This is a genomic window from Bradyrhizobium sp. BRP20, from assembly GCF_020194215.1.
Taxonomy (GTDB): Bacteria; Pseudomonadota; Alphaproteobacteria; order Rhizobiales; family Xanthobacteraceae; genus Bradyrhizobium; species Bradyrhizobium yuanmingense.
This window is the reverse complement of the sequence record NZ_JADYVY010000001.1, coordinates 581,188-602,205: the sequence shown is the minus strand read 5'-3', so window position 1 is coordinate 602,205 and position 21,018 is coordinate 581,188. Positions and strand designations below refer to the sequence as shown.

Sequence of the window (21,018 nt, the reverse complement as noted above, 5' to 3'; positions counted from 1 at the left end):
TGGACATGACGAGCCTGGCTTCGACGTCGACGACGGACATCCAACCGATCAGGCCTTCTGCACTGTCGGCCAAGCTCGCAATGGCGCTGCTGCTGGCCGGGCTCGCCGACTGGCTGTTCTACGGTCAGCGGATCGGGCTGTCGCTGGCGCTGTTTGCGATCGCGACCGCCTGCGTTTCGTTGCTGTTCAATCACGCGGCCCTGGACTGGCGGCGCGCGATGATCAGCGGGGCCATCGTCGCCGCCGGCCTCGCGCCGGCCGTGGAGGAGCTCAACACGCTGTCCTTCCTGATCCTCGTCGCGTCGCTGACGATTGCGCTGTTGCTTGCGACCAATCCTGATACGACCGGGGTCACCGACCGCGCCCGCGCGCTGTGCAATTTCCTCCTGGTCGGTCCCTTCAGGCTCTTCCTCGAGGCGCCCCAGATGTTCAACATGTCGGCGTTCACCCGCGGCATCGCGCTCTGGCTGATGCCCGCTGCGCTCAGCACCCTCTTCATCGCATTGTTCGCCGCCGCCAATCCGGTGATCGAGCAATGGGTGTCCCTGCTCAATCCCAAGGTCATCTTCAACCATGTCAATATGTGGCGCGTCCTGTTCTGGACCTTGATGCTGGCTCTGGTTTGGCCGTTCATCCATGTGCGCTGGCGGCGCAGGGCGATCTTCGCCGCCGCCGTGGCCGAGGGCCCCGTGTCACCGCAGCCGCCCCTGGTCTCGGCGGAATTTCTCGGCGCCTCCACCATCCTGCGCTCGCTGATCCTGTTCAACCTGCTGTTCGCGGCACAGTCCATTCTCGACGGCATCTATCTCTGGGGCCACGCGGCGCTGCCCGACAACATGACCTATGCGGCCTACGCCCATCGCGGCGCCTATCCGCTGATCGCGACCGCCCTCCTCGCCGCTGCCTTCGTGCTGGTGGCGATGCGTCCGGGCGGGCCGGCCGAGAAATCGAAGGTGATCCGGCCGCTGGTCTATCTCTGGGTCGGACAGAACGTGCTGCTGGTCGTCTCCTCCATCCGCCGGCTCGATCTCTATGTCGACATCTACATGCTGACCTATTGGCGGATTGCAGCGTTCGTCTGGATGGGACTGGTAGCGATCGGCCTGATCCTGATCGTCGCGCGCATCGTGCTCGACAGGTCCAATCAATGGCTGATCGGCGCCAATCTCGCCGCATTGGCTATCGTGCTCTATGGCTGCTCGCTCGTGAACTTCGACGCCTTCATCGCCGACTACAATGTCGTCCACAGCCGGGAAGTTTCGGGAAAAGGCGTGCAGATCGACATCGACTATCTCCTGATGCTCGGGCCGCAGGCGGTGCCAGCCATCGACAAGGCGATCGCGCTACGGCCCGCCGTCAAAGAGGGCTGCCTTGTGTCACGCCGCGACCGCCTTGTAGAACAGCAGCGTCAGGACCTGGCCTGGCGAAGCTGGGGCTTTCGCAACTGGCGACTCCAGCGCAGGCTGGACGCCGAGGCGAAAGCTCAGGCCGGCAGCCAGCCGGCGAGTTGACGAGGACACGGAGAGTTTCTTGGCGCATCGCATTCTCATCGTCGACGACGAAGGCCACATCCGCGAGGTCATCCGCGTCGCCCTGAAGAAGGCCGGCATGGACGTGATCGAGGCCCGCGACGGCAAGGAGGCGCTTCTCCGCTTTGCCGCCGACAGGCCCGATCTCATCGTGCTGGACATCGGCATGCCCGAGTTCGACGGCCTTGACGTCTGCCGCGAGATACGCAAAGGCTCCGACGTGCCGATCCTGTTCCTGTCGGCGCGCGACGAGGAGATCGACCGCATCCTCGGCCTCGAGATCGGCGGCGACGACTACGTGACGAAGCCGTTCAGCCCGCGCGAGCTGGTGGCGCGGGTCAATGTCATCCTGCGCCGCCTTAGCCCGCGCAACGGCGAGGCCAAGGCCGGGCCCACCGCGCTGACGCAAGGCGGGCTGCTGATCGATCCCGAACAGCATGTCGCGTCCTTTGCCGGCACGCCGCTGAAGCTGACCGCGATCGAGTTCGGCATCCTGCGCGCGTTCCTGACCCGGCCGACATTGGTGTTCAACCGCGAGCAGCTGATGCGCGCGGCCTACCAGCTCAACATCCAGGTCTCCGACCGCACCATCGACAGCCATATCCGCAACATCCGCGCCAAGCTGGCGGCGCTTGCTTGCGACAACGTGATCGAGACCATCCACGGCGTCGGCTTCAAGCTCGGCCGCTGCGAGAAAGAGGCATGAGCGCCGCGCCCGACAAATGGCGGCCGTCGCTCACCCTCGTGATCTTCACGGTGCTGGCGACGGTCGGCATATTGCCGCTGGTCGGCCTATTCTTCTTCCGTCTCTACGACAACCAGCTGATCCGCCAGACCCAGGCCGAGCTGATCGCACAGAGCCGCGTGCTGGCGACGATCTATGCGCAGGAGGTGACGGCCCGGCTCGACAGCGGCCTCGTGCTCGGCGCCGAGGTGCCGCCGGGCGTGCTGCCCGATCCCGGTGACCAGGTCACGCCGATCCGCCCCGCGCTCGACCTCACCGCGAACGATCTCCTGCGGCGGCGACCCGACGCGTTGCCCGCGCCGCAAGCACCGCAGCCAGCCTATGTCGAGATCGGCGCCAGGCTGACGCCGATCATCCGCGAGACCCAGAAGGTGACGCTGGCCGGCTTTCGCATCCTCGATCCGCAAGGCGTGGTGATTGCCGGGCGGCAGGAGGTCGGGCAGTCGCTCGCCCATATCGAGGAAGTCGCGGACGCCCTGCACGGGCAATACCGCGCGACTTTACGCAACCGCGTGCCGGACAAGCCGCCGCCGCCGATCTATTCCTTCAGCCGCGGCCTCGGCGTGCACGTGTTTTCGGCGATGCCCGTCATCGTCAACAACCGCGTCGCCGGCGTGATCTACACGACGCGCACGCCGAGCAACATTTTCGACCATCTTTACCAGGAGCGGGCCAAGTTCGTGCTGGCCGGCCTTGCCGTCATCCTCGGCACCATCGCGATCGGCCTCGTGTTCTCACGCACCATCACGCTGCCGATGCGCGAGCTGATCGACCGCGCCGCCCGAATCGGCCGCGGCGACCGGGAGGCGTTCCAGCCGCTGAAGCATTACGGCACGCGCGAGTTCGCCCAGCTCTCGCACAGCTTCCTCGGCATGGCCGAGCAGCTGGCGCGGCGCTCCGACTATATCGCGACCTTTTCGGCCCATCTCACCCACGAGCTGAAATCGCCGCTGACCTCGATCAAGGGCGCAGCCGAGCTGTTGCAGGATTCGGTGCAAGGCAAGGCCGAGGGCCTGACGCCGGCCGAGCAGAACACCTTCATCGCCAACATCCTGTCGGATACCCAGCGGCTGGAGGCGATGGCGCAGCGGCTGCGGGAGCTCGCCCGCGCCGAGAGCCTGCCGCAGAACGAGCGCACCGAGCTGGCGCCCGTGATCGCCGATCTCAGAAGCCGGTTTCCGGCAAGCGCGATCGAGGCCAGCGGCAGCCTCGACCGGGCGATCGGAATGTCCTCGGAGAAGGCGCTGATCGTGCTGTCGCACATCGCCGACAATGCGGTGCGGCACAAGGCCGGGACAATCAGGCTGGAGGCGGTCGACGCACGGACGACCGTGCTCGTGACGGTCAGCAATGACGGCGAGCCGATCTCGGCGCCGAACCGCGACAGGATCTTCGATGCGTTCTTCACCACGCGCCGCGATCAGGGCGGCACCGGGATGGGGCTGGCGATCGCGCGCGCGGTGATGGCGAGCCATGGCGGCTCGATCAGGCTTAAGCCGACCGACGAGGGCGCAGCCTTCGAGCTCCAGTTTCCGGTTGCCTAGATCGCAAAGACCCAGACGGCGACGATGGTGCCGATGGTGGCGAGACCGGCGATGGTCCAACCGGCGGCGTATTCCAACTCAGGATGACCGGTCGCCCGCATGATCTCAACCGGATCGGCGGTATGCTTCTCTGCCATGACAGCCTCGCACGTTTCTTCCCGCGTCATAGATAAGTCGCATCAGCCGCCAACAGGTTCCATCACGGAAATGCGAGGCATGACGCAGCTAAGTTTGTTCGCCGACCCGCAGGAAGGCCCGACCGGCCTTCACTACACGGACGATTTTATCGATCATGCCGCCGAGCAGGATCTGATCGGCCGCATCGCAGCATTGCCGCTCCAGCGCTTTCAGTTCGGCGCGTTCGAGGGCAACCGCCGGGTGGCGTCGTTCGGCTATCGCTATGACTACACGCTGCAGCGTCTCGCCGAGGCCGATCCGATCCCGGACTGGGTGCGGCCGGTCGCGCGCCAGGTCGAGGCCTGGGCCGGGCTGCCGGAGGCCGGCGTCCGGCAGGTACTGTGCACCGAATACGAGGTCGGCGTCGGCATCGGCTGGCATCGCGACAAGCCGCATTTCGACAAGGTGCTCGGCCTGTCGCTGGGCTCGCCGTGCGCTTTCCGTTTCCGCCGCCGCAACGGCGCCAAGTGGGAGCGCCATACGCTCACCGCCCTGCCGCGCTCGCTCTACATGATGGACGGCGAGGCGCGGTCGCAGTGGGAGCACAGCATCCCCCCGGTCGCGGCGCGGCGCTATTCCATCACCTTCCGGACGATGAAGCGGGCCTGACGGACCAGGCCAAAACAAAAGGTGCGAAAACAACCCCATGCACAGTAGAAAGCCGTTTCAGGCGCGAGCCTCGGCGGCGCTGGACAACGGCCTGACGGATCGGGATAAACGGCGGCTGCGCATCCAAGGTGCCGCGAATTCGCCTCAAGGCCGGCTGACTAATGAGATGAATTGAAAAGACGGGCCAGATCAGCGAGCCGATATGGAGCCCCGCAAGGCCGCCACATCCATGAAGAATTATCTGACATTTTTCCTGTTTCTGACCATGACCACGGCCTTCGCGCACGGACCCGTGCCGGGCCGGCTCCCGCCGCCCTCGGGTCTCGTGCAGGCGGGCCTCACCGATTCCGACACCACCGCAGGCGGCACCGCACGGCTATGCGAGCAGGTCACCTTCTCGCGCGGCCTGCGTTATGGCGAGAGCGAGGCCAATGTGCTCGATGTCGCGGCCAGCGCGACCAAGGCCGATACGCCGCGGCCGGTGCTGCTGTTCGTGACGGGGGATACCTTCACCGGCGACCGCGGAGCGCCGGAGCTGGCGCGCCAGATCCAGGACCAGGCGATGTGCTTTGCCGCGCGCAACGGCATGATCGGGGTCCGCGTCAATTATCGCCTGGCGCCTGCGGCGACCTGGCCGGCCGGCGCGTCCGATGTGGCCGCGGCGCTGTCCTGGGTTCATGGCAATATCGACCTCTTCAACGGCGATGCCCGCGAGATCGTCGCGGTCGGCTACGGCGCCGGCGCCTTCCACGTCGCGACCATGCTGGCGCATCCCGAGCTGCAGACCGCGGGCGCCGACGTCGCGGGTGTGGTGCTGGTGTCCGGGATCTACCGCGTCGGCAAGGACGCGAGCGACAGCGAGAAGGCCTATCTCGGCGGCGATGCCACCCAGTACGACAAGCGCTCGGTATTCCCCGGCATCCTCAATGTCGACGTGCCGATCGTGCTGGCCTGGGCCGCGGACGATTCCGCCGGCCTCGTGACGCAGGGCGAGACGCTGAAGAAGACGCTGTGCGGCGCCGGCCATTGCCCGCGCAGCACGCTGCTGCGCAGCCGCGACGGCATCGCGAACGCCTTCGGCCTCGATGGTTCCGGCGACAGCCTCGCGGAGCCGACGCTGCTGCTGGTGCGTCAGCTGGAAGCGCGAGGGTTGCCGTAACGCGTTGCGGCAGCACGCCTGCCGCTTTCATCGAAGCGCGACAGCCACACGATTGCCAAACGCTTGACCTAGATCAAGCGGCCTTGGTGGGGATTGAGCCGACCTCGTTGGGGGCCAACCACAAGGCATCGAACATGCGCGTCATCGGCAGGATGCTGTTCGTTTCCGTGATTGCCATCGCATCGCTGGGCGCGATGTCGCGGCAGCAGCACTCGGATCAACCCACAAGCGACCAGGAAATCCGCATCGGCAATGTTATGCCGTATTCGGGGCCGCTCTCGGAATTCGGCGCGATCGGCCAGGCGGAAGCGGCCTATTTCGACATGGTCAACGCGCGCGGCGGCATCAATGGCCGCAAGATCCGCTTCATCACCCGCGACGACAATTCCGATCCGGCGACCGCGCTGGAGCTGACGCGCAAGCTGGTCGAGAAGGACGGCGTGCACCTGATGTTCGGCTCGTTCGGCACGCCCGGTAATCTCGTCACGCGCTCGTACCTGAACGAGAAGAAGATCCCGCAACTGTTCGTCGCCTCCGGCGACGAGGAGCTGAGCCAGCCGAGCGCGTTTCCCTGGACCATGGGCTGGCAGCCGTCGTTCCGGTCGGAGGGGCGCATCTATGCCAACTACATCCAGGCCTCTTACCCGAGGAAGAAGATCGTCGTGCTCTGGCAGAACGACCAGTTCGGGCGCATGCTCTACAAGGGTATCCAGGAGGGCCTCGGCGATCTCAACCGTCACGTCCTGGTCGACATCGCCTTCGACCTTGCCGACGAGCATCTCGACGGGCACGTCTCGATCCTCAAGCGCGCCGGCGCCGACATCTTCGTCTTCCTCGGCGTGCCCTCGACCGCATCCAAGGTGATCAAGCTGGCAGCGTCCCTGAATTGGCGTCCGGTCTTCATCGTCAACGATGCCTCCGCCTCGATCGCCAACGCGATGGCGCCCGCGGGGCTGGAAAACTCTGCCGGGGTGATTTCGGCGGCCTTTTTGAAGGATCCGAGCGATCCCGCCTGGAAGGACGATCCCGGCATGAAGGACTGGTTCGCCTTCATGGACAAATACCATCGGGTCGAAAGCACCAACAACAGTGCGGCCGTCTATGGCTACGCCGCGGCCGAGGCGCTGACGCAGGTGCTGAAGCAATGCGGCGACGATTTTTCACGCGACAACATCATGCGCCAGGCGGCTTCGCTCAGGGACTATCAGCCTTCGGTCGCATTGCCCAACATCAGGATGAACACCTCGCCCAGTCGCTACCTGCCGATCCGGCAGATGCGGCTGGTGCAGTTCGACGGGCGGTCGTGGCAGCCGTTTGGGGATGTGATCGAGACGGCGTTCACGGAAGGGGCGGCAAGGTGAGGTCACTTACCCTCCCCTGGAGGGGTCCGGGACGAGCGTAGCTCGCCCGTAGGTCGCTACGCATGTAGCGAAGCGGAATGCGTAGCGGGGTGGGGTGACGGTGTCTCCACATCCGACACCGCCCGAGGGGAGAGATCACCCCACCCCGCTCGCGCTACGCGCGATCGACCCTCCCCTTCCAGGGAGGGTAAGAAGCTCCCCTCACGCCGGCTTGAGCGAGGCCAGCGCGTTCTCCAGCAGCGAGCGCACGCGTGCGGCGTCGCCTGATTTCACCACGGCGGGATCGAGATAGAGCTCGAGGCCCGGCGCGCGTTCGGTGATGATGCCGCTGTTCTCCGCAGCTTTGTCGCTCAGTGCATCCACCGAATAGGGGATCACCTCGCGGCTGATGCCCTTCATCGTGATCGCCGGCAGCGCATGCGCGCGGACGATGTCGCTGACGAGGGCGAAGGTCTCGTAGCTCAAGACGATGCCGCCGGGCTCAGCGATCGATTGCAGGCGCGCGGCGAGGTTCGCCTCCGCACCGATGATGGTGTAGTCCATACGGTCGGCGCTCCCGAAATTGCCGACATTGCAATAGCCCGAGTTGATGCCCATGCGCGAGCGGAACGGCTGCTCGATGCCGGACGCCCGCCATTTCGCATTGAGCTCGGCAAGGCGCTGCTGCATGCGCCAGGCCATCTGCAGACAGGCCTGTGCATCGGCGCGATCGCCCTTGGTCTCGGGGTCGCCGAAGAAGATCAGCATGGCATCGCCAATGAACTTGTCGATGGTGCCGCCATATTCGTGGGCGATCGCCGACATTTCCGTGAAATATTCGTTGAGGAGCTGGGTCAGCTGCTCCGGCTGCAGCCGCTCGGCGGTGGCGGTGAAGTTCTGGATGTCGGAGAAGAAGATGGTGAGCTTCTTGCGCTCAGTGTGGATGGTGACGTCCTTCTGGCCCGAGAAGATGCTCTTGTAGACCTGCGGCGGGATGTAGCGCGAGATCTTCATCGACAGCGAGGCCAGGAAGTCGTTGGCGGATTCGAGCTCCTTGTTCATGTTCTTGATGCGGCGCGCCTGACGTCGCTGCAATGACAGGAACGCCAGTCCGCTCCCGGCGGCGATCACGAAATAGGCCAGCAGGAACTTGAACGAGAAGATGTTGGCGGCGATCGGCTGGGCGATGATCACCTCCTGGATGCCGCGGACATCCCCCACCTTCCAGTCCTTCTTCGGGCTCTCGGGGTGGCTGTTGTGGCAGCTGACGCAGGCCGGACCCATCGTGACGGGCGCAACCAGGCGGACCTTGTCGTTGAACAGCGAGGTCTCGGTCTCCACGATCTTCTGCTCGGGATCCCGGCGCAGCGCATCGAGCGCGTCCTTCTCGAACTTGTCGAGCTGGTGCGGAGCGCGGTTCTGGAACGGGAAGTCCGAGACGAAGCGATAGGTGATGTTCTCCTGCTGGGCGCCGATCACCCGGCCGAGCTCCAGCGACAGCGTCGCCGGGATCGGGATCGCGCCGGGCACGGATTCGTAGTTGTGAACGACCTTGGTGCTGCCGTTCGGATTGGCCAGCACGCGGCCGACCACGTTGGAGGCGTAGTAGCTGCGCACGCTCGTGATCACCGAGTTGAGATCGATCGCCTGCCGGCGCAGCGCCGTCTTGCTGAGCTCGGTCAGGTCCAGCCACACCGCGACCGGCAGGGCGAGCAGGAGGAAGACGATCACGGCGCCGGTGAGAATGCCACTCTTGCGCTGTTGTTCGGAGATCTCTTGTTTCACCCTGTGGCTCCGTTCTGTGCGATTTTGTCGCAAATCCTTCCAGAATCCGAGACAATGCATGCGGCGGCACAGAGCCAAGAATTGCCGGCCGGCGCAACCCCATTTTATGGTGGTCGCAGCAAGCGCCTTTTCGTTTGATCACGGATGCTTAAGATCGGCGCCGACCTGCATCCGCTCCGCCGGGAGAGAGCCATGACCGAGACCGTCCGCATCAAGCGCTTCCAGGCACGTCCCGTGATCGTGCCGATGAACCTGCCGCTCCAGACCGCGACCGGGGCGGTCGCCAAGGCACCGCTGGTGCTGATCGACTGCGAGACCGACCACGGCGCGGTAGGTCATTCCTATCTGTTCTCGCTCACGCCCTCGGCCTTGAAGCCGCTGGCGGCGATGGTCACGGAAATGTCGGACCTCGTCGCCGGCGACGAGCTGCTGCCGTTCGAGATCGAGCGCAAGCTGAGCCAGCGCTTCACGCTGCTGGGCCTCGCCGGCCTGCAGCGGCTGGCGCAATCCGGCATCGACATGGCGGCATGGGACGCGCTGGCGCGCTCGCGCGGCCTGCCGCTCGCCCGCCTGCTCGGCGGCACGCCGAAGCCGGTGCGCGCCTACAATTCGAAGGGGCTCGGCATCATGCCGGCGGGCGCCGCGGTGGAGGAAGCCCACAAGCTGCTGGCCGAGGGGTTTCACGCCGCAAAGATCCGCATCGGCAGAAGCGATGCGCGGGAGGACCTCGCCGTGGTGCGCGCGGTGCGCAAAGCCGTCGGCGACGAGGTCACGCTGATGTGCGACTACAACCAGGCGCTGACGGTCACCGAAGCGATCCGCCGCGGTGAGATGCTCGACGACGAGGGCCTCAGCTGGATCGAGGAGCCGATCCGCCACGACGATCATGCCGGCTGCGCCCGCATTGCCGACGCGCTGCAGACGCCGGTCCAGATCGGCGAGAATTTTGACAGCGCGTTTTCCATGCAAGCCGCGCTCTCGGCAGAGGCCTGCGACTACGTGATGCCTGATGTCCAGCGCATCGGCGGCGTCACCGGCTGGCTCCGCGCCGCTTCGCTTGCCCATGCTGCCGGCATCGAGATGTCGTCGCACCTGTTCTCTGAAGTCAGCGCGCATCTGCTCTGCGTGACGCCGACCGCGCATTGGCTGGAATATGTCGACTGGGCCGACGCGGTGCTGGCAACGCGGCTGCAGATCAAGGACGGCTTTGCGCTGCCGAGCGAGGAGCCGGGCAACGGGATCGCGTGGGACGAGGCGGCGGTGAAAAAGTATCTGGTGGAGTGACGGGTCTCTCATCTCGCCATCGCAAGCACACGATCTCCTCCCTCGTTGCGAAAGCATGCGACACGGATTAACGATCCGCCATGACCACATGGCGCCCACATCCCCGCATCCGCGTCGTCGCGATCGGCCTGCACTGGCGCGGCGGGCGGCTGCTGGCGGCCGAGGTGCGCGACGATGCGGGGCGGATCAAGGGCGTGCGCCCGCTCGGCGGCGAGATCGAGTTCGGCGAGAGCTGGCGCGCGGCCTTGGTGCGGGAATTCAACGAAGAGCTCGGCATCGACGTCGGCATCGTGGGTGAGCCCTTGATGCTGGAGAACATCTTTGTGCACGAGGGATCGACCGGGCACGAGGTGATGTACATCGCGGAGGTCGCGTTTCCGGATGGCGCATTCGCCGGCCGGGAGCGCATCGACTTCCGCGAGGACAATGGAGAGCAGATCGTCGCGCGGTGGTTCGACCTTGCCGATCTCGACCTGGACGGCGGGCCGAAGCTCTATCCGACGGGGCTGAAGGACTTGCTGCTGCAGCCTGCGCGTCGTGCATCAACGGAAGAATGATGCGTGATCCTTGTCGAGACGCCGACGACGTCGGTTGACAAGCATGGCGCTCTCAAGCAACTTTTCGAAAGGTTGATACCGCCGGCCGCTTGCGCCCTTCGGGGTATGGTGAAGTGTATCGGACCGCCGCCCGCTTCCTTTGCTCACGCGAACGGGTCAGTAACGCAAGCCCTGACATTCTCCGTTCATATTGCAAAGGAACAGAGTATGCGCGATTTCCGCGACGCCAAAGCCATGGCGCAGACGCTCCGCGACTCCCTGAACGCCCGATCGGTCTCCCTCACGGTCAGTGAGAGCCTCGAACTCGTCGCGAGGTTGTTCGGGTTGGCCGATTGGAATGTCCTGGCGGCCCGAATCCGTTCCGCGGAGCAGGCCCGCTCGGGCCGCAGCAACGAGGAAAGTGCCAAGACCGATGCTGCGGATCAGCTCCGCTCGAGAGCCAAAGAAATTCAGTTGCCGCAGGCGGTGCTGGATCGTTATGCCGGAACATACCAATTCCATAGCGCCGTCTTCACCGTGACGCGTGAACAGGACCATCTGTCCGGACGGCTGAGCGGTCAAAGCTCGGCGCCATATTACGCGGTGGGCGAAACAGAATTCGCCGCGCGGGAGATCGATGTCGAGCTACGGTTCACCCTCGGGCCGGATGGGGTGCCTACCGCCGTGATCCTGCGCCAGCACGGCAACGATCACACCATGCCACGCATCGACACGAGCACGGCGCAAGAGCTCCAACGCGCGATCGAGTCTCGTATGAGCAGCCGGTCCGCCAATCCCGGGACCGCAGCCGCGCTTCGCCGTCTGATCGAGAGCGTCGCATCGGGCCAGCCCAATTACGGCGAGATGAGCGCCGACTTGGCCGAGGCGACACGCAAGCAATTGCCGCGCCTGCAGCCGGGCCTTGCCGAAATGGGTCCGATCACCTCGATCGAATTCCTCGGTGTGAACGCACAAGGACAGGACGTCTATTCCGTCTGGCATCAGGGTGGCGCAGCCTCGCACTGGCACATCGCGCTCGGCAACGACGGCACGATCATCTCCGCCTTCGTCACGCCGGGGCCATGAGCTCGGTCAGGCTACCACACCTCCGCGCCGGGAATTTTCTTCCGCACCGCCATCCGCTGGATCCAGATGCAGCGGCGGACGGACCTGCTGGAGCGGCCGACGGCGGAGATCCCCTCGCCGGCCTGAAGCAGCGGCGCCACGTTCTGGCGCAAGCTGCGGCAGCGCTGGAGCTCGGCTTGCCAGCCGACGATCGCGGCGTCGGCGCGGGGCGCCATCAGCACCAGCATCGCCATGGCGAGACCGATCGTCCGCATCGCTCCTCTCACTGTGATCCGCCTCCATCCCGGCGGTAGCGGAAATCGCAATGAGAGGCGCCCTGCATAACGGTCTGCGTGCGCGTGAGCCTGACGTCGGGACCGAACCCCTCCGCGGTCGCAAAGTCCGCGGTGCAGATCAGCAGGAAGCCGAGTTCGGGCTCGCCCAGGGCCTTGTAGAACTCGGCATAGGCGCAGCGCGTCACGTCGAACGCGAAGGCGTCCGCCGTCTGTTCGATCACGTCATAAGCGAGCGCATCGTCGCGGGCATAAGCTTTGAAGGCCGACGACACGGCCTTGCCGAGATTGCTCTCGTTCTTGGCCTTCCAGAACGCCTCGCCGAAGCCGCGATAGAGATCGCCGAGCGCCTTGCGCACCAGCGCATTGGCGCGCGCCTCGCCGAGCTCGGCCTGCAACGTCTTGATCAGCGGCACCAGCACCTGCGCCTGGATCTTCGCTTGCTCGATGACGGACACGGTCATGGGCGGCCTCGTGTCGGAGATGTCATTGTAGCCCGGATGGAGTGCAGGGTCATCCGGGACAGCGGCCGGGAAACTGCGGCCGGATTGCGCGTCGCTGCAACGGGCTAGAAGCTTTCGAGCAAGCCGCACCAGTCCGTCTTCGCTCTTCGAGCTACGCCGGACACGCTTCGCCGCAATCTTCCAGGCTGTGCCACGCGAAGCCGAAGGCGAAGCGTGGTGGGCACGACAGGGATCGAACCTGTGACCCCTACCATGTCAAGGTAGTGCTCTCCCGCTGAGCTACGTGCCCTAAAGTCCACTTGTGTCGGGTGGGGTCCCTATAACGGCTCAGGGGAGCCGGCGCAAGGACGGAAGGAGGCCGATTCAGGCCGCCAGCATCTTGTTCACTTCGCTGACCAATTCGCGCAGATGCACCGGCTTGGACAGCACCTTGGCGTTCTTGGGGGCGTCCGAATCCGAGTTCAGGGCGACCGCGGCAAAGCCAGTGATGAACATGATCTTGATGTCGGGGTCGAGTTCCGAGGCTCGGCGGGCGAGCTCGATGCCGTCCATTTCCGGCATCACGATATCGGTCAACAGCATCTCGAACGGCTCTTCCCGCAGCCGCTGATAGGCGGCCATGCCGTTGTCGTGGGACGAGACCTGAAAACCGGCGTTTTCCAGCGCCTTGACCAGGAAACGGCGCATGTCGTTGTCGTCTTCGGCGAGCAGGATCTTTGGCATGGCAGGAAACGTCGAATCCCCAGAGGATATCAGCAGAGGTCACTAAGCCCGACAGAGGGTAAATTTGGGGTGAAAATCTTAACCCTGCGCCGGCCCCGCTGCCGGCTCTTTGTGGACCGGAACGAGGTCCAGATCAATCGAGCCGGACCGGCGCGTCCCCATCCCGATGCCTGCACGGTTAAGACGTGTTCCAAGGGGCCATGACATCTTTTCGCTTGGCAGAATGGTTGCGATTCCGGACAATGACGACACATAAGAGCCGCGAGATCGGCCGAATCATTGGACCCGGAGCTTGTCCGGATCGTGCGGCACGAAGGGACGAAGCCTGAGAAGATGACCCGCTTTGACGGCGACATGTCGCCAGCCTTCGAGATCTTCGAGCCTGCCGAATGGCGCGCGCCCGTCATCTTCAACTCGCCGCATTCCGGCTCGACCTATCCTGAAGAATTCCTGGCGGCGTCGCGGATCGACCTGCCCACGCTGCGACGGTCGGAAGATTCGTTCATGGATGAGCTGATCGGCCATCTGAGCGCGCGCGGCTTTCCGACGGTGCGGGTCAACTTTCCCCGCTCCTATGTCGACGTCAACCGCGAGCCCTATGAGCTCGACCCGCGCATGTTCACCGGCCGGCTGCCGAGCTTCGCCAACACGCGCTCGATGCGGGTCGCCGGCGGCCTCGGCACCATTCCGCGCGTGGTGGGCGACGGCCAGGAGATCTATCGCGACCGCCTTCTGGTCGACGATGCGCTGGGACGGATCGAGACGCTGTACAAGCCCTACCATCGCGCGCTGCGCCGGCTGATCAACAAGGTGCACCAGATGTTCGGCACGGTGGTGCTGGTCGACTGCCACTCGATGCCGTCGGTCGGCGTCAGCAGGGACGAGCCGCGCCGGCCCGACGTCGTGATCGGCGATCGCTACGGCACCAGCTGCACGCCGCTCTTGCCCGATCGCGTCGAGGAGACCATGAGCGGGCTCGGCTATTCGATCGGCCGCAACAAGCCCTATGCCGGCGGCTTCATCACCGAGCATTACGGCAATCCCGCGAGCGGCCTGCACGCCGTGCAGCTCGAGCTCAACCGCGCGATCTACATGGACGAGCGGCGGCGCGAGCGCAGCGCTCGCTTTGCGCAAGTGGCCTCCGACTTCGGCGTTCTCGCCGACGTGCTGGCGACCACGATTCCGTTCGCCGATCTCGGCCCGTTCCAGGCCGCGGCGGAATAGGACGCAGCTTCTTCTCTGAAACGACGAGGCCTTGCGCGCGACTGCGTTTTCGCTTCGCAAGCTTGCGCGCCCCAAATGAAAACGGCGGGGCTCAGAAAAAAGGGCCGCTCGCGAATGACGCAAGCGGCCCAAGTCTAGGGAGGAAACGCCCAAGGAGGGCAGCGGTAACGCGAGGCGCTACCGCACCGCAACAATATGCGACCGCGCCGCACAAAGTGCAAGGGCTTTTGCGCGGTTTCCCATGCAAATCGCACATGGCTCAGTTGCTTCTATGGAAACCCAGATTCAGTTTCTTTGATAAGCGAATTCAATGAGTTGATAGTCATTTGCATACGAACAAGGCAAGGTCGGAACTAAGATTTCAACTCCATGATCGATATTTGGCCAGCAGATGACTGGAATGGGGCAGCCCGCCCCGGCATCCAAAATACCAGGGAGCAACATCAAGACAGCGCTGCACGCGGCAGGCGAATTGAGCTAGGCAGGAGGCAAGCTCTCCAACTTCGCTTCGAGGATTTCGCCTGTGACGGTGATCGACTTCTCCGCCTTCATCGGTCGGCTCGCCACCGCCTCCGGCGAAACCATCCTGCCGTTCTTCCGCACCTCGCTGTCGATCGACGACAAGAGCAAGACCAAGGATTTCGACCCGGTGACGGAGGCCGACCGCGCCGCGGAGGCGGTGATGCGGCGGCTGATCAAGGCCAACTTTCCCCAGCACGGCATCGTCGGCGAGGAATTCGGCAACGAGCGCGAGGACGCCGACTATGTCTGGGTGCTCGACCCCATCGACGGCACCAAATCCTTCATCGGTGGCTTTCCGATCTGGGGCACGCTGATCGCGCTGTTGCACAAGGGCACGCCGGTGTTCGGCATGATGCACCAGCCCTTCATCGGCGAGCGGTTTTCCGGCGACAACGGTTCGGCCAATTATAAAGGGCCGTCGGGCGAGCGCCGGCTCCAGGTCCGCCGCTGCGCTTCGCTGTCGGAGGCCACGACCTACACCACCAGCCCGCTGCTGATGAACGAGCGCGACCGCGCCATCTTCGGCCACATCGAGAAGAGCGCGCGGCTGTCGCGCTATGGCGGCGACTGCTACTCCTATTGCATGCTTGCCGCGGGCCACGTCGACCTCGTGGTCGAGACCGAGCTGAAGCCCTATGACATCGCGGCACTGATTCCGATCGTGACCGGCGCCGGCGGCGTCGTCACCACCTGGGAAGGCAAGCCGGCCCAAGGCGGCGGCCGCATCATCGCCGCCGGCGACGCACGGGTGCACGAGGCAGCGTTGAAGCTTTTGAACCAGTAGCGCGCGGGCGGAGGGCTTGCATCACCGACGCGGGAGCGGAGATGGCGAGGTAGGTGTCTTACCCTCCCCTGGAGGGCAGGGCTATCGCATATGAGATGCCGCTATGGCAGCGTCATGGCCGGGCTTGTCCGGCCATCCACGCCTTTCCACGCGGCACAAAGAACGTGGATGCCCGGGACAAGCCCGGGCATGACGACCTCTGCAAAATTCAATTGCGATTGCCCTGACCCTCCAGGGGAGGGTAACAGCTCCTCACACCGCCTCGGCTCGCAAATGCTCCACCAGCAGCTTGGCCGGCTTCGGCAGCGCCTTGAAGCTGCGCGCGCAGATCACGAGGCGGCGGTTGGCGAAGGCATCGCGCAGGCGGACCATGGCGAGCGGCATGGTCCTGGCGCAGCGGCGGGCGGCGGCCTCGGGCACGAGGGCGACGCCGACATCGGCCGCGACCATCTGGCAGATCGCGTCGAAGTCGCGCAGGCGCGCGCGGAAATGCGGCCGCATGCCGAGCCGCGCAGCGTGCTTCGAGATGTGCATCTGGAGCGCGGTGGCGCTGGTGAGGCCGACGAAGTCGCAAGCCCCCGCCTCCTGAAAGTCGATCTGGCGGCGGCCGGCGAACGGGCCGCGTTTCGACGTCACCAGCGTCAGGCGATCCTCGCTGAAGGGAAAGCGCTCGATATGCTCGGGCAGCGCGTGCTCGGCGGCGAAGCCGAGATCGGCGGCGCCTGCGGTGATCGCCGCCGCGATATCGGTGCTCTCGCGCTCCTCGATGTCGACGGCGACGTCGCGATGCTGGCGCAGGAAACCGGCGAGCGCCTTCGGCAGATGCTCCGACAGGCCCGACGTGTTGGCGAGGAAATGCACGCTGGCGCGCACGCCGCTGGCAAAGCCGGCGAGATCGCCGCGCATGGCGTCGATCTGATGGATCACGAGCCTGGCATGATCGAGCAGGCTCTCGCCGGCCGCGGTCAACTCGACGCCGCGGCGGCCGCGCTTGAGCAGCGCGACGCCGAGCGCATCCTCGAGCCCCTTGATGCGCGCGCTGGCCGAGGCCAGCGCGAGGTGCGAGCGCTCCGCGCCGCGGGTGATGCTGCGCTGGTCGGCGACCGCGATGAAGAGCTGGAGATCGACCAGGTCGAAGCGCATGCGATGTCTCCCTGAGCTCCCTGAGCCTTCGTTGAGGCCGAAGGCTCTCTCCGTAACCTCCAGATTGTGCGCCCGCGCGGCTTCGGTCAATGTGCTGGCATGATCGACCCGCTGCTCATCCTCATCGCCGCCGTGTTCCTCCTCGCCGGATTCGTCAAGGGCGTGGTCGGGCTCGGCCTGCCGACGGTGTCGATGGGCCTGCTCGCCGTGAGCATGGCGCCGAGCCGCGCCATCGCCATCGTCATCGTTCCCGCCATCGTCACCAACATCTGGCAGACCTTCGTCGGCCCGCATTTGCGCGACATCCTGCGGCGGCTGTGGCCGCTGATGATCGGCACCGTGGTCGGCTGCTGGCTCAATGCCGGCGCGCTGACCGGGCCGCATGCGCGCTACGGCACGATCGTGCTGGGCGCCCTGCTCGTCGTCTACGCCGTGATCGGACTGAACAAGTTCCACTTCCGCGTCGCGCCCGAGAACGAGAAATGGGTCGGCGGCGTGGTCGGCGTCATCACCGGGGTGATTTCGGCCTCAACAGGCGTGCAGGTGATCCCGTCGATGCCGTTCATGCAGGCGATCGGCATGGAGAAGGACGAGCTGGTGCAGGCGCTTGGGGTGTTTTTCACCACCGCAACGCTGGCGCTCGCCTTCAATTTGACTGCGGTCGGACTGCTCACGCCCGCCAATGTCGTGCCGGGCGCGATCGGACTCGCCATGGCCTTTGCCGGCATGTTCATCGGCCAATCGGTGCGGGCGCGGATGCCGGCGGAGGCGTTTCGCCGCTGGTTCCTGATCGCGATGATCTTGCTCGGCCTTTACCTCGCCGGGAGCGCGCTGGCGAAGGAATTCGCTTAAGCGCCTTACGATTTCGGCCCGTAGCCCGGCACCCATTTTTCGTGCTGGGGCAGGTCGTCCTGGATTGTCCACCACGACGCGCGCGACGAGGTGAAAACGTGGAGGCGAGGCCGGACTTCCGGGTCGTCATCGAGCAGGCCAGCGGGAATGCTGACGGTCGGGAGATAGCTCGCCTTGCCCGGCGTCGGGCAGCCGCAGGTCCTGCAACGGTAGCGGATACTGCCCGGCGAGGATTCGTAAGATGCCGTCATGTCCTCGCCCGCCACGAAGCGAAACTTGTCGGCATCGACATGCGCGTAGGTGGCGAAGGCCGCGCCGCTCAGCTTGCGGCAATTGACGCAATGGCAGTGCGTCAGCGCGCGCACCTTCTCGATCTCGAACCGCACGGTGCCACACAGACAGCTTCCACGGATCATCGAAACCTCCCGAGCGCAGCCTCGATCGGACCGCTTCTCATTCACCAGAAGGAGCTACCGTGTCTCCAGCATGGCGACGCGGATGCCGAGATAGATGAAGAGGCCGCCGAGCGCGCGGTTGACCCAGGCGATCGCGCCCTCGGACTGCCGCAGCCGGTAGGCGGCTCTGGCGGCGAACGCCGCCAGCACCAGGCACCACAGCGTCCCCGTAAAGATGAAGATCAGGCCGAGCGTCAGGAAGGCGAGCGGCTTGTGCGGGGCATCCGCTGCGACAAATTGCGGCAGAAAGGCGAGGAAGAACAGCGCGACCTTGGGATTGAGCGCGTTGGTGAAGACGCCCTGGAGGAAGACCCGCTGCAATGAGCTCCGCACCGGCTCGTCCAGGTCTGAAGCCAGCGTCGGGCGCGACCACAGCATCTGAAGCCCGGTCACGACAAGATAGGCCGCGCCGACCAGCTTCAGGATCGAAAAGGCCGTGGACGAGGCCATCAGCAGAGCCGAAAGCCCGATCGCCGCGCCCGCGACATGGACGAAGCAGCCGCAACTGATGCCCAGGGCGGCAGCGGCGCCGCCCCGCCAGCCCATCTGCATGCTGCGGCCGATCACATAGACCGAATCCGGCCCCGGCGTGATGTTGAGCACCACGCCCGAGAGGATGAAAAGCCCGATCTCGTGAATGCCCAGCATGAAGGTCCTCCGCTGCCGTCCTGGCGGTCCTGGTTCCGCTTAGTCGGTTCGCCCGTTCCCGTCCACCGCCGGGATTGCGCAGGATTTACCTCGAATTTGCAATGCGGATCATGCTTCCGCTGCGGCGCATCTGCTCTATAAAGGCGGGGTTCTTGAAATGCGGGATTCGCGGCAACCGCCACGCTGTGGCCGGTCATCTGATCCCTTGGAGCTTTGAGGATATGGAAAGACGTCTGGCCGCCATCGTCTGCGCCGATGTCGCCGGCTATTCGCGCATGATGGGCAGCGACGAGGCCGGCACCCATGCCGCCTTCAAGGCCCATCGTGCCGCGATCCATCCGATCATCCTCAATCACGGCGGCCGCGTCGTGAAGAACACCGGCGACGGCTTCCTGCTGGAATTCGCCTCGATCGTCGGCGCCGCCGAGGCGGCGATCGCGATGCAGACGCTGATGGCCGAACGCAACCGCCATCTGCCGGCCGACCGCGCCATGCAGTTCCGGCTCGGCATCCACATGGGCGACGTCATCGCCGACGAGGACGAAGTCTTCGGCGACGATGTCAACATCGCCGTCCGCCTGGAATCGGTGGCGAGCCCCGGCGGCTTCGCGATCTCGGCCAAGGCCTACCGGGAGGCGGGCAAGCATCTCGCCGTGCCGCTGACCGATGCCGGCAACCATCGCTTCAAGAACATCAAGGATGCGATCGGGGTCTTTACCTGGACGCCCGAGGGCGCGCCGGCGCTTGCCCCCGAGCTCCGTGAGGCCTCGGCGCTGTCGCAGCAGTACCGCACGGCCATCGTCGGCGTGCTGCCCTTCGCCAATCTCAGCGACGCCCAGGACGAATATTTCTCCGACGGCCTCACCGAGGACCTGATCCACGCGCTGTCGCTGCAATCCTTCTATCGGGTGCTGAGCCGCAACTCGACATTCGCCTTCAAGGGCAAGAACGTGGGCACCCGGCTGATCGCGCGCGAGATCGACGCCACCTATCTGATCCAGGGCTCGGTGCGGCGCGCCGGCGCCAAGATCCGCGTCACCGCCGAGCTGATCGCGCCGGAGACCGGCGAGCAGCTCTGGACCGGCCGCTACGACCGCGACATCGGCGATTTGTTCGCGATGCAGGACGAGATCACCACCAATTTGTCCGCCGCCATCGCCACCGAGATCGTCCGTGCCGAGGCCTCGGCGCCGGCGCGGCTCTCGACCGACGTCACCGCCTGGGACCGCTTCCTCAAGGGGCTGTCGCATTACTATCGGCAAACCAAGGAAGATCTGGCCGTCGCGGTCGACCTATTCCGCGAGGCCATCGGGCTCGATCCCAAGCTGTCGATCGCGCATGCCTATCTCGCCACGATCCAGATCCAGAGCATTCAGTTCGGCTGGGTCAAGGGCACGCGCGAGATGTGGGCCGAGGCGATGAGCCTCGCCGAAACCAGCGTCCGGCTGGATCCGCGCTCCTCCTTTGCGTTCTCGATCCTGACCTGGGCGCACGCGTTGGAGGGTCATCACGAGGCAGCAATGGACGCCGCCAAGCGCGCAGTCGCGCTCAACCCTTACGACAATGGCGCGCGCGGCGTGCTCGGCATCTGCCATTTCATGATCGGCGAGCACCGCGAGGCGATCGAGCTGTTCTCGATGGCCGCGCAACGCGACAACAGCGACCCGCGCTATCAATGGGCGGCGCTGAACGCGTTTAGTCATTACCTTCTGCGCCAATATGACGCGACGCTGTCATGGGCGCGAGAGCAGCTCTACATCAACCCGAATCACATGCAGGCGCTGGCGATCCGCGCCGCGGCGTTGGCGCAGCTCGGGCCAAGCGACGAGGCCAGCGAAGCTGCCCGCGTGCTGATGGCAAATTATCCAACGCTGAATGTCGACAGGCACTTGCGCAACTTCCACTGGAAGCGGCCCGAGGACATCGCCCATTATCGCGAGGGGCTGCTGAAGGCCGGCGTGCCGCTCGGCAAGCTGACGCTGGTCCAGAGCGACGTCAAACGGGCCGCCGAATCCTGAACGAAGGGGGCCGCAGGCCCGACGTGGTTCCGGTGCGACCGCCTGCTCGTTGTTGACACGACAGTGAAATGGGCCACACTCGTCACACGCTGAAGTAGTATATCGTGCTGTCGGTTTGT

21 protein-coding genes and 1 tRNA gene are annotated in these 21,018 nt (G+C 65.1%); 13 read left to right on the top strand and 9 right to left on the bottom strand.

Going from position 1 to position 21,018, the window contains the following annotated elements:
* The first annotated feature begins 5 nt into the window (after nt 1-5).
* The 3 genes from I6F33_RS02885 to I6F33_RS02875 are packed head-to-tail and all read left to right on the top strand — an operon-like array spanning nt 6 to nt 3,818.
* Nucleotides 6-1,511 (top strand): DUF4153 domain-containing protein, encoded by a 1,506-nt coding sequence (locus I6F33_RS02885; protein WP_225141011.1) that lies wholly within the window; start codon nt 6-8, stop codon nt 1,509-1,511.
* A gap of 19 nt (nt 1,512-1,530) precedes the next feature.
* Nucleotides 1,531-2,235, top strand: coding sequence for a response regulator (locus tag I6F33_RS02880; RefSeq protein ID WP_225141008.1), 705 nt, complete (start codon nt 1,531-1,533; stop codon nt 2,233-2,235).
* Complete coding sequence (locus I6F33_RS02875; protein WP_225141006.1) at nt 2,232-3,818, top strand: ATP-binding protein; 1,587 nt, start codon at nt 2,232-2,234, stop codon at nt 3,816-3,818. Before I6F33_RS02880 ends, I6F33_RS02875 begins: the two co-directional genes overlap by 4 nt.
* Here I6F33_RS02875 and I6F33_RS02870 read toward each other — a convergent pair.
* Entirely contained in the window at nt 3,815-3,955 is a 141-nt protein-coding gene (locus I6F33_RS02870) for a hypothetical protein (RefSeq protein WP_167361649.1), read from the bottom strand. The genes I6F33_RS02875 and I6F33_RS02870 overlap by 4 nt on opposite strands.
* Nucleotides 3,956-4,034: 79 nt before the next feature.
* Here I6F33_RS02870 and I6F33_RS02865 point away from each other — a divergent pair, with 79 nt between their 5' ends.
* The 3 genes from I6F33_RS02865 to I6F33_RS02855 all read left to right on the top strand — a co-directional run bounded on the left by I6F33_RS02865 (nt 4,035) and on the right by I6F33_RS02855 (nt 7,124).
* Nucleotides 4,035-4,604, top strand: a complete 570-nt coding sequence (locus tag I6F33_RS02865; protein WP_074447687.1) for an alpha-ketoglutarate-dependent dioxygenase AlkB — start codon at nt 4,035-4,037, stop codon at nt 4,602-4,604.
* Between the two features lie 229 nt (nt 4,605-4,833).
* A complete protein-coding gene (locus I6F33_RS02860) occupies nt 4,834-5,763 on the top strand; it encodes an alpha/beta hydrolase (protein WP_225141003.1) in 930 nt (309 codons plus the stop codon).
* Nucleotides 5,764-5,897: 134 nt separating this feature from the next.
* The gene (locus I6F33_RS02855) at nt 5,898-7,124 is read left to right on the top strand and encodes an ABC transporter substrate-binding protein (protein ID WP_225141001.1); all 1,227 of its coding nucleotides are present in this window, start codon (nt 5,898-5,900) and stop codon (nt 7,122-7,124) included.
* Between the two features lie 201 nt (nt 7,125-7,325).
* Here I6F33_RS02855 and I6F33_RS02850 read toward each other — a convergent pair whose 3' ends face one another.
* The gene (locus tag I6F33_RS02850; RefSeq protein ID WP_035997835.1) at nt 7,326-8,888 is read right to left on the bottom strand and encodes an adenylate/guanylate cyclase domain-containing protein; all 1,563 of its coding nucleotides are present in this window, start codon (nt 8,886-8,888) and stop codon (nt 7,326-7,328) included.
* Between the two features lie 192 nt (nt 8,889-9,080).
* Between I6F33_RS02850 and I6F33_RS02845 the strand changes: the two genes are divergently transcribed.
* The 3 genes from I6F33_RS02845 (at nt 9,081) to I6F33_RS02835 (ending at nt 11,794) form a co-directional block, all read left to right on the top strand.
* On the top strand, nt 9,081-10,172 hold the full coding sequence (locus tag I6F33_RS02845) for an enolase C-terminal domain-like protein (protein WP_225140999.1): 1,092 nt from the start codon (nt 9,081-9,083) through the stop codon (nt 10,170-10,172).
* Between the two features lie 80 nt (nt 10,173-10,252).
* Entirely contained in the window at nt 10,253-10,729 is a 477-nt protein-coding gene (locus I6F33_RS02840; RefSeq protein ID WP_057028200.1) for an NUDIX hydrolase, read from the top strand.
* A 207-nt stretch (nt 10,730-10,936) separates the two neighbouring features.
* A complete protein-coding gene (locus I6F33_RS02835) occupies nt 10,937-11,794 on the top strand; it encodes a glyoxalase superfamily protein (protein WP_249789814.1) in 858 nt (285 codons plus the stop codon).
* An 11-nt stretch (nt 11,795-11,805) separates the two neighbouring features.
* Here the strand turns inward: I6F33_RS02835 and I6F33_RS02830 are convergent, their stop codons facing one another.
* The 4 genes from I6F33_RS02830 to cpdR all read right to left on the bottom strand — a co-directional run bounded on the left by I6F33_RS02830 (nt 11,806) and on the right by cpdR (nt 13,253).
* Nucleotides 11,806-12,048, bottom strand: a complete 243-nt coding sequence (locus I6F33_RS02830) for a hypothetical protein (protein WP_225140997.1) — start codon at nt 12,046-12,048, stop codon at nt 11,806-11,808.
* A gap of 8 nt (nt 12,049-12,056) precedes the next feature.
* Nucleotides 12,057-12,530 (bottom strand): L-2-amino-thiazoline-4-carboxylic acid hydrolase, encoded by a 474-nt coding sequence (locus tag I6F33_RS02825; RefSeq protein ID WP_225140995.1) that lies wholly within the window; start codon nt 12,528-12,530, stop codon nt 12,057-12,059.
* A 214-nt stretch (nt 12,531-12,744) separates the two neighbouring features.
* Nucleotides 12,745-12,819: transfer RNA gene (locus I6F33_RS02820), tRNA-Val, on the bottom strand.
* A gap of 74 nt (nt 12,820-12,893) precedes the next feature.
* Nucleotides 12,894-13,253 (bottom strand): cell cycle two-component system response regulator CpdR, encoded by a 360-nt coding sequence (gene cpdR / locus I6F33_RS02815; protein ID WP_007597092.1) that lies wholly within the window; start codon nt 13,251-13,253, stop codon nt 12,894-12,896.
* Between the two features lie 333 nt (nt 13,254-13,586).
* Between cpdR and I6F33_RS02810 the strand changes: the two genes are divergently transcribed.
* Complete coding sequence (locus I6F33_RS02810; RefSeq protein ID WP_036021434.1) at nt 13,587-14,477, top strand: N-formylglutamate amidohydrolase; 891 nt, start codon at nt 13,587-13,589, stop codon at nt 14,475-14,477.
* Nucleotides 14,478-15,000: 523 nt separating this feature from the next.
* Entirely contained in the window at nt 15,001-15,783 is a 783-nt protein-coding gene (gene hisN, locus I6F33_RS02805) for a histidinol-phosphatase (protein ID WP_035997821.1), read from the top strand.
* Nucleotides 15,784-16,035: 252 nt separating this feature from the next.
* On the opposite strand, the gene I6F33_RS02800 is transcribed toward hisN, so the two are convergent.
* On the bottom strand, nt 16,036-16,926 hold the full coding sequence (locus I6F33_RS02800; RefSeq protein WP_036036666.1) for a LysR substrate-binding domain-containing protein: 891 nt from the start codon (nt 16,924-16,926) through the stop codon (nt 16,036-16,038).
* Between the two features lie 99 nt (nt 16,927-17,025).
* On the opposite strand from I6F33_RS02800, the gene I6F33_RS02795 reads away from it, so the two are divergent.
* Entirely contained in the window at nt 17,026-17,778 is a 753-nt protein-coding gene (locus tag I6F33_RS02795; protein ID WP_036021408.1) for a sulfite exporter TauE/SafE family protein, read from the top strand.
* Between the two features lie 5 nt (nt 17,779-17,783).
* Here the strand turns inward: I6F33_RS02795 and I6F33_RS02790 are convergent, their stop codons facing one another.
* A complete protein-coding gene (locus I6F33_RS02790; protein ID WP_036021404.1) occupies nt 17,784-18,194 on the bottom strand; it encodes a GFA family protein in 411 nt (136 codons plus the stop codon).
* Between the two features lie 54 nt (nt 18,195-18,248).
* Nucleotides 18,249-18,881, bottom strand: a complete 633-nt coding sequence (locus I6F33_RS02785; protein WP_225140993.1) for a LysE family translocator — start codon at nt 18,879-18,881, stop codon at nt 18,249-18,251.
* 221 nt (nt 18,882-19,102) lie between these two features.
* On the opposite strand from I6F33_RS02785, the gene I6F33_RS02780 reads away from it, so the two are divergent.
* Complete coding sequence (locus I6F33_RS02780; protein ID WP_225140991.1) at nt 19,103-20,899, top strand: adenylate/guanylate cyclase domain-containing protein; 1,797 nt, start codon at nt 19,103-19,105, stop codon at nt 20,897-20,899.
* The last annotated feature ends 119 nt before the right edge of the window (nt 20,900-21,018 follow it).